This window comes from Aestuariibacter salexigens DSM 15300, from assembly GCF_000429145.1.
Lineage (GTDB): Bacteria > Pseudomonadota > Gammaproteobacteria > Enterobacterales > Alteromonadaceae > Aestuariibacter > Aestuariibacter salexigens.
The window spans coordinates 1-6,413 of the sequence record NZ_AUBH01000021.1; the positions used below are offsets into that span (position 1 = coordinate 1).

Below are 6,413 nucleotides of genomic sequence, written 5' to 3' on the forward strand. Positions count from 1 at the left end.
TCGTACACTGGCATCAGCTGTTTACTAACAACCATGGTCAGTGGATGTAAACGACTGCCTGTACCACCGGCGAGAATGATCCCTTTTCTTTTCATTCCATGTACTCTTGACCCTTCGACATTGTGCGCAAGTCTACTTATACTGTTATCTAAGTCCAGTATTGACTATTTCTATAATAGATATTTAGAAAATGTTCCGGTAAATATGGACGTACAGAAACAAAAAATACTCCACCTCGGCAAATACTACTCCCCGTTCCATGGCGGCATCGAAAACATGATGCGTGCTTTGATGCTTGCCCAAAGAAGTATTGGGTACGACGTTTCAGCTATTGTACACCAACACCAATTAGGGCGTGGCTTTAAAAAAGAGACATTGGATGGGATTACTGTTCACCGCTTACCTATTCAGTTTATTGCGTTGTTTGTTCCTGTATCTCTTTTGGCATTTTTTTCTCTTCGCAAGATTATCAAACAAGAAAAGCCTGACCTGCTTCACCTGCATATGCCCAATGCGACGTGCTTTTGGTTGCTGTTTTCTCGTTCAGCCAGAAAGCTGCCATGGGTCATACACTGGCACAGCGATGTAGTGGGGGCAGTGCCGGACTGGCGCATTAAACTGCTTTATCCTATCTACCATATTTTTGAGCGACGTCTGTTGAGTCGCACTGCTGCGATTATCACCACCTCACAGCAGTATTTAGATTCCAGTACGCCACTTCAAGACTTTACAGAAAAGTGTCGGGTAGTGCCGTTGGGATTGCCTGATGTCCAGATCGAAAGTGAGAAAAGCAGCGGGCAAGGCCTTTCTCTTTTTTGCGTAGGGCGCCTGACCTATTATAAAGGACATAGCTATCTTATTGATGCGCTGACAAAAGTCAGCGGCGAAATCCATTTAACCATTGTAGGGGGAGGTGACCTACAGGGCACGTTAGAGTCCCAGGCATCCAATTTGGAGCTGAACGACAAAGTCAGTTTTATTTACAATGCGAGCAATGAAGAGGTGCTTAAGCTAATGGCATCCTGTGATGCACTTGTCCTTCCCTCCATAGAGCGAACAGAAGCCTTTGGCTTGGTATTGCTGGAGGCCATGCGAGCTGGCAAACCCTGTATTTGCACGGACGTTGAAGGCTCTGGCATGAGCGAGGTGGTTCAGCATGAAAAAACGGGGTTGGTGGTAGCGTCTTCAAATGCAGACGAACTTGCTTCTGCCATTGAGCGACTTGCTAATGATCCCGCTCTATGTGAAAAACTGGGCATCGCTGGGCGTGAGCGCTTTATCGAGCGCTTTGAAATTCGTGCGGTTGCCAGCGAAGTTGATAATATCTATCAGTCTGTGTTGCAGCAATCTGAATAGCTATTCAGTATTTTTGAAGCTACAATCGCGGCCATGAGTATATCTGAACACAACACCGCGATTATTATCCCAGCAAAAAACGAGGCAATGACGCTCGGCTCGGTATTGAGTGATCTGCATCAACACGTTGATGCACAAGTTATTGTGGTGGACGATGGCAGTGACGATGATACACGCGCGATAGCTGAAAAACATGGTGCAATGGTGTTCCCCCATGTAACCAATATGGGCGCCTGGCGAGCGACGCAAACCGGGATCCGATTTGCGCACAAAAAAGGCTTTGATCGCGTGGTCACGCTCGACGCCGATGGTCAGCATAGGGCTGAAGATGTGAAAACGCTTGTCGCTGCTGCCGAGCAAGGTTTCGATGTAGTGATTGGTTCGTGTACCTCTCGTGGGAGCGCTGGAAGGCATATCGCCTGGCGGATATTTAAAACCATTACACGTTTGCCAGTATTTGATCTCACCTCTGGTTTTCGCTGTTACAGTCGTTCAGCGATGAAAGCATTAGCATCGCGGCAAGCGACGATGTTTGAATATCAGGATGTGGGTGTTCTGCTTCTACTGCGTAATCTACAGCTTAAATGTATCGAAGTGCCCGTAACCATGAACCGACGTAAGGATGGTATATCCCGCATTTTTTATTCCTGGTTCGCGGTTATCCGCTATTTGTTATACACTCTCATTTTAAGCTCGACCAAGGCTTTTCCCGGCCACTCGCGTAAGGTCGCTGAACGTTTAGCAAAAGACTAGGTTAATGTCGAACGTAAATCTAATATCCGCTTTTATTGGGGCTGTGTTGAGTGTCACGATTGTGTTTCTTACACGTCGCGACCATATTTCACCGGTCGTTGCTGCACGGTGGTTCGCCGTCGCGTTGCTTGTGTTGTTTGTAAGCTTTTTCCCCGGAACCATTGATTGGGTAGGCAAAACGTTAGGCATTGGCTATCCACCCATCATTGCCATTCTGGTAGCTTTGGGCGCCGCGCTTATCAAGATCCTACTGATGGATATTGAAAGACAGAAGCTGCAAACTAAGTTAGATCGTGTGGTGCAAAGGCTGGCGATACTCGAAGGCATGATGGAAAGCGAGCGCAAAGTGGTAAAAGCGCGTTTTAATGACCAGCGCGAATCCCAATCACCTAAAGTAAATCAACATAACGACTGATCTGTTTACCGTCAGGAGCATGTGATGACCAGCAAATGGACAATGCCGGCCTTTGTTCTATTACTAATTGCGACTGCGATAGGCCTATATTTCAACTCCCTCACTGTGCCGTTTTATCTGGATGATGAGGGCTCCATTATCTCTAACCCTAATTTTGTGGATGCGAGTTTTGCCAGTCTGTGGCAAGCCTATGGTTTGCGGGTCGTCGGATACATCACCTTGTGGTGGGATTTTCAGGCGGTAGGGCTGGAAACCACTCGCTATCACGTTGTGAATATCGCTATTCATGCGATTAACGGTTTGTTAGTTTTTGCACTGAGCAGACAAATTCTATCGCTGGCTACTGACAAGGCTACACTGCCCGCATCGATTAACTGGATGGCATTCATTGTTGCACTGCTGTTCATCTCGCATCCATTGCATACGCAGGCGGTGACTTACGTAGTTCAGCGTCTGGCGTCACTGGTCACTCTGTTTTATCTTTTAAGTCTATGTTCCTATATTGCTTTTCGACAAACTGAACAAACGTTTGCTCGAGTTGGCTGGTTGCTGCTATGTGCTGCGGCGGCATTGCTCGCAGTCTTCACCAAGCAGAATGCCTTTACGTTGTTTGGCGTTATCGTCTTGATTGAATTGCTGTTCTTTTTCACATTAACGATGAAGCGTGCCTTGATACTCGCCGTTGCTGCTGGTTTTTCGGTTATCGCTGTCTTGCTGGCTGCGCCTGATGTTATTCAGCAAATCGATATGCTTACTCGTGAAAATCGCGATATGACCCGCTGGGATTACTTCACTACTCAGTTAAGTGTGCTGTGGGTGTATATAGGTAAAGTGTTCTGGCCTTATCCATTGATGTTGGAATACCCTTTCAAGATAGGCAGTTTTTCCACTACGCAGACGATGATAGCGGGCGCTGCCCACCTTGCGCTTATTGGTTTTGCACTCTGGGCGAAAAGGCTCTCGCCTGTTATCACCTTTGGCGTAGGGTTTTATTACATTGCGCACTTAATTGAATCGGGTGTAATACCTATAACCGATATTGCCTTTGAGCATCGTACTTATTTGCCGGATGTTGGCCTGATGATGGCTGTTGTTGCGCTTATCGGAGTTGTCTTAACCCGATTGCCGCGTTATCAGCGTGTTATTTCAGCTTCGCTGGTACTGGCAATTGTAGTACCGCTCTCGTATCTGACTGTGCAACGTAATGCGCAGTGGAACGATCCTACTGTATTTTATGCCCATGAACTCAAACACAATCCTTCCAGTGCACGCGTGCTGCATGAAATGGCTAAAATTCACTATCAGAAAGGCGAGCTAAATACAGCGCTTGCGCATATGGACAGGCTTTACGATAGCGCCGACGGCACGCTAGATGGCATTATGGTCAATACCCATCTGGCGATCTTGATTAGTGCAAGAAAGTACCAGGAAGGCCTGCAATTAGGTGAGAAATTGCTGCAAAAAACGCTTCACCCTTCGGCCCGCGCTGCGGTGCACTCTAACTTGGGTGTCATCTATGCAAACCTGCAACAGTTCGGCCAGGCCGCTGCGCAGTTCAAACAAGCGGAACAATATGGTGTCGTGCCAATCAATGGTTCCATTGCTTACGGGTATTCACTTTTTGTAACCGATCAGCTCAGTGAGGCAATGCGCGTGGTGCAAAGTATTTTGATGCGGGTGCCCGATCAGCCAAAGGCATTGCAACTGCAGCAGATGATAGCGGAGAAGCAGGGGTAGGATAACTGTCGTAAAAAATAAGTGGTTTAAGATAGATGCTGTCTTCGCATCGAACGCTTTCAAAGCTTGACGTTTCTTTGCAGGAAGCACAGACTAAAACCCAGTTCGCTTGGTAATTGAGGCCTACATTGTTACTAGATCTTTCTCCTTTGAGGAAGGCCATTTCCTCATTTAAAAATGCAATGTCCACGTTTGAGGATGCAGCATTTTTTAACTCGTTAAATGAGGCGCAGGCAAATACAATCAAGGCAGGCATCATTCAGCATTTTGAATTTACCTATGAAGTCAGTTGGAAAATGCTTCGTCGTCAACTTATTGAGGAGGAAGGTACCGAGTTTATCAATACGCTAAGCCGAAAAGATCTCTTCCGGCTGGCTGCAAAGAAGGGGATGATTACTGCACCTGACGCATGGTTCTCATACCATCGCGCACGAAATGAAACCTCTCATATGTACGAACAAAAGACGGCTGACGCCGTTTTCGATATTGCCAGGAAAATGCTACCGGATGCCGAAGAATTGCTCACCGCTTTGGAAGATAGGCAATGATCCCTCTGCCTTCACATCAATCCAGCACGACGTCAAGTGAATGGTTTTCAGTAGTCAAAACGATTTGTGATAAATATTTATCGAATAAGCATTCAATGTTCCTGTTTGGATCACGTAGCCGCCAAATGCACACAGACTTCTCGGATATTGATGTGTGCATTAAAGGCCCTCCTTTATCTTCGGAAGACATCACAAAAATAAAAGATGAACTTTCAGAATCAGATTTACCGGTATTCGTTGACATCGTTCAATATGAACAATTAAGTGAAGAATTTAAACGGGCGATAGATACCGAGCTTCGTCCGCTCTAATTACTAAATAGTGTAGTGATGTAGAAACGTAGCTGATTGAGGGCTACTTTTCTTTCAGTGCGTCGTTTACTTCGTCTTCTGACAGGCCAGCGTTCAGAGCGAACTGTTTTATATCTTTTCTATCAACGCCAGCACTTAATGCACTATCTATAATTTTGCTCACTTCAGCACGGTTTTCGTGAGACTCTCTCACCGCCGTGGTAATGACTTCTTCAGCCTGAGCGGGAAATACAGCCAACAATGCATCTACCATGTATTCGCCAACGTAGGGCACGGCTCCCATTGCTGTGGCGAGAATATCGACCATTTTATTGGGATGTGCCTGAGAAAGTGATTGCACAATGCGGTCGGCAGAATCTGGCTCGGTGACAACCGCAATCCTGACGATATCTTCTATATCCCCTGGCGTAGAATTGGCCGCTGCATTAACCACAAAATTGACGTAACTTGGTTCAGCCGCAATCGCCGTTTCCACAATAGAAGTACATTCGGTTATACCTTTTTCAATGGCGACTGTGACAATATCTTCAGAGGAAGAAGGCTGAGCTGAAACGGCGGCATAAATAATTTCTCGATACTTATCCGGATACAGATCCAGCGCGATGCTGACAACATCGATTACTTCGCTAGGGTAATTCCGGATAATGCTGCTTACCGCACGACCTGGCGATAAGCTTTGCTCAACCTGACGTTTAATAAATGATTCAGTCAGCATTGACGGTTCTGAGTGGTCTTGCTGCTCAGCAAAGACGACAAAATTACTACATAGCAACACGACCGCCGCCACTTTTACTACAGTACGCATGTCTCACACCTTTCTTTACGTCAAACTGTCAGACAACCGTCCTTGAAAGTCGTTCAATTAACGTTTTTTTAACAAACTATCATGTTAACGAACAATTTCCTATGCTACTAAAGAAGTATTGCTCTTTTTTAAAAAACTTTGCGTATTGGGGTTGACCAAAAGTTATGAGTCGATACAATGCGCGCCGCTTTGAAAGAAGCACAAAACGTCACACGAAAAATACTAAAATTTTGCGTTGACAAACAAAAGGGAAAGCGTAGAATGCGCGTCCCGCTTGAGGAGACTCAAGCAGTGCTGCGAAGCAGCACATGTTCTTTAAAAATTAGATACAAGACAATCTGTGTGGGCACTCGTGAAGATGAGTGTCACAACGAACCAAAAATTCATATTTCGATATTTAATTGAAGAGTTTGATCATGGCTCAGATTGAACGCTGGCGGCAGGCCTAACACATGCAAGTCGAACGGTAACAGGAAGTGCTTGCACTT

Annotated in this window: 8 protein-coding genes and 1 rRNA gene; 7 read left to right on the top strand and 2 right to left on the bottom strand. The window is 45.9% G+C overall.

Features of this window, described 5'->3' with window-relative positions; all coding sequences use genetic code 11:
- A partial coding sequence (locus G441_RS19735; RefSeq protein ID WP_276201947.1) for a sugar phosphate nucleotidyltransferase occupies positions 1-95 on the bottom strand: 95 nt, incomplete at its 3' end.
- Positions 96-204: 109 nt separating this feature from the next.
- On the opposite strand from G441_RS19735, the gene G441_RS0116345 reads away from it, so the two are divergent.
- The 6 genes from G441_RS0116345 (at position 205) to G441_RS18965 (ending at position 5,120) form a co-directional block, all read left to right on the top strand.
- Positions 205-1,356, top strand: coding sequence for a glycosyltransferase (locus tag G441_RS0116345; protein WP_026377334.1), 1,152 nt, complete (start codon positions 205-207; stop codon positions 1,354-1,356).
- Between the two features lie 33 nt (positions 1,357-1,389).
- Entirely contained in the window at positions 1,390-2,109 is a 720-nt protein-coding gene (locus G441_RS0116350) for a glycosyltransferase family 2 protein (RefSeq protein ID WP_026377335.1), read from the top strand.
- 4 nt (positions 2,110-2,113) lie between these two features.
- Positions 2,114-2,524 (top strand): DUF2304 domain-containing protein, encoded by a 411-nt coding sequence (locus tag G441_RS18960; protein ID WP_051275671.1) that lies wholly within the window; start codon positions 2,114-2,116, stop codon positions 2,522-2,524.
- A 24-nt stretch (positions 2,525-2,548) separates the two neighbouring features.
- Positions 2,549-4,261: a tetratricopeptide repeat protein gene (locus tag G441_RS0116360; protein ID WP_034475451.1), complete on the top strand. Its 1,713-nt coding sequence runs from the start codon at positions 2,549-2,551 to the stop codon at positions 4,259-4,261.
- Positions 4,262-4,389: 128 nt separating this feature from the next.
- Positions 4,390-4,809 carry an HI0074 family nucleotidyltransferase substrate-binding subunit gene (locus tag G441_RS0116365; protein WP_026377337.1) on the top strand — a complete coding sequence of 140 codons (420 nt, stop codon included), beginning with the start codon at positions 4,390-4,392 and terminating at the stop codon, positions 4,807-4,809.
- A complete protein-coding gene (locus G441_RS18965; protein ID WP_051275673.1) occupies positions 4,806-5,120 on the top strand; it encodes a nucleotidyltransferase family protein in 315 nt (104 codons plus the stop codon). The genes G441_RS0116365 and G441_RS18965 overlap by 4 nt, the downstream gene beginning before the upstream one ends.
- 43 nt (positions 5,121-5,163) lie before the next feature.
- On the opposite strand, the gene G441_RS0116375 is transcribed toward G441_RS18965, so the two are convergent.
- Entirely contained in the window at positions 5,164-5,925 is a 762-nt protein-coding gene (locus G441_RS0116375) for a hypothetical protein (protein ID WP_026377338.1), read from the bottom strand.
- Between the two features lie 398 nt (positions 5,926-6,323).
- Here G441_RS0116375 and G441_RS0116380 point away from each other — a divergent pair.
- Positions 6,324-6,413 (top strand): 16S ribosomal RNA (locus tag G441_RS0116380); the annotation flags it as partial.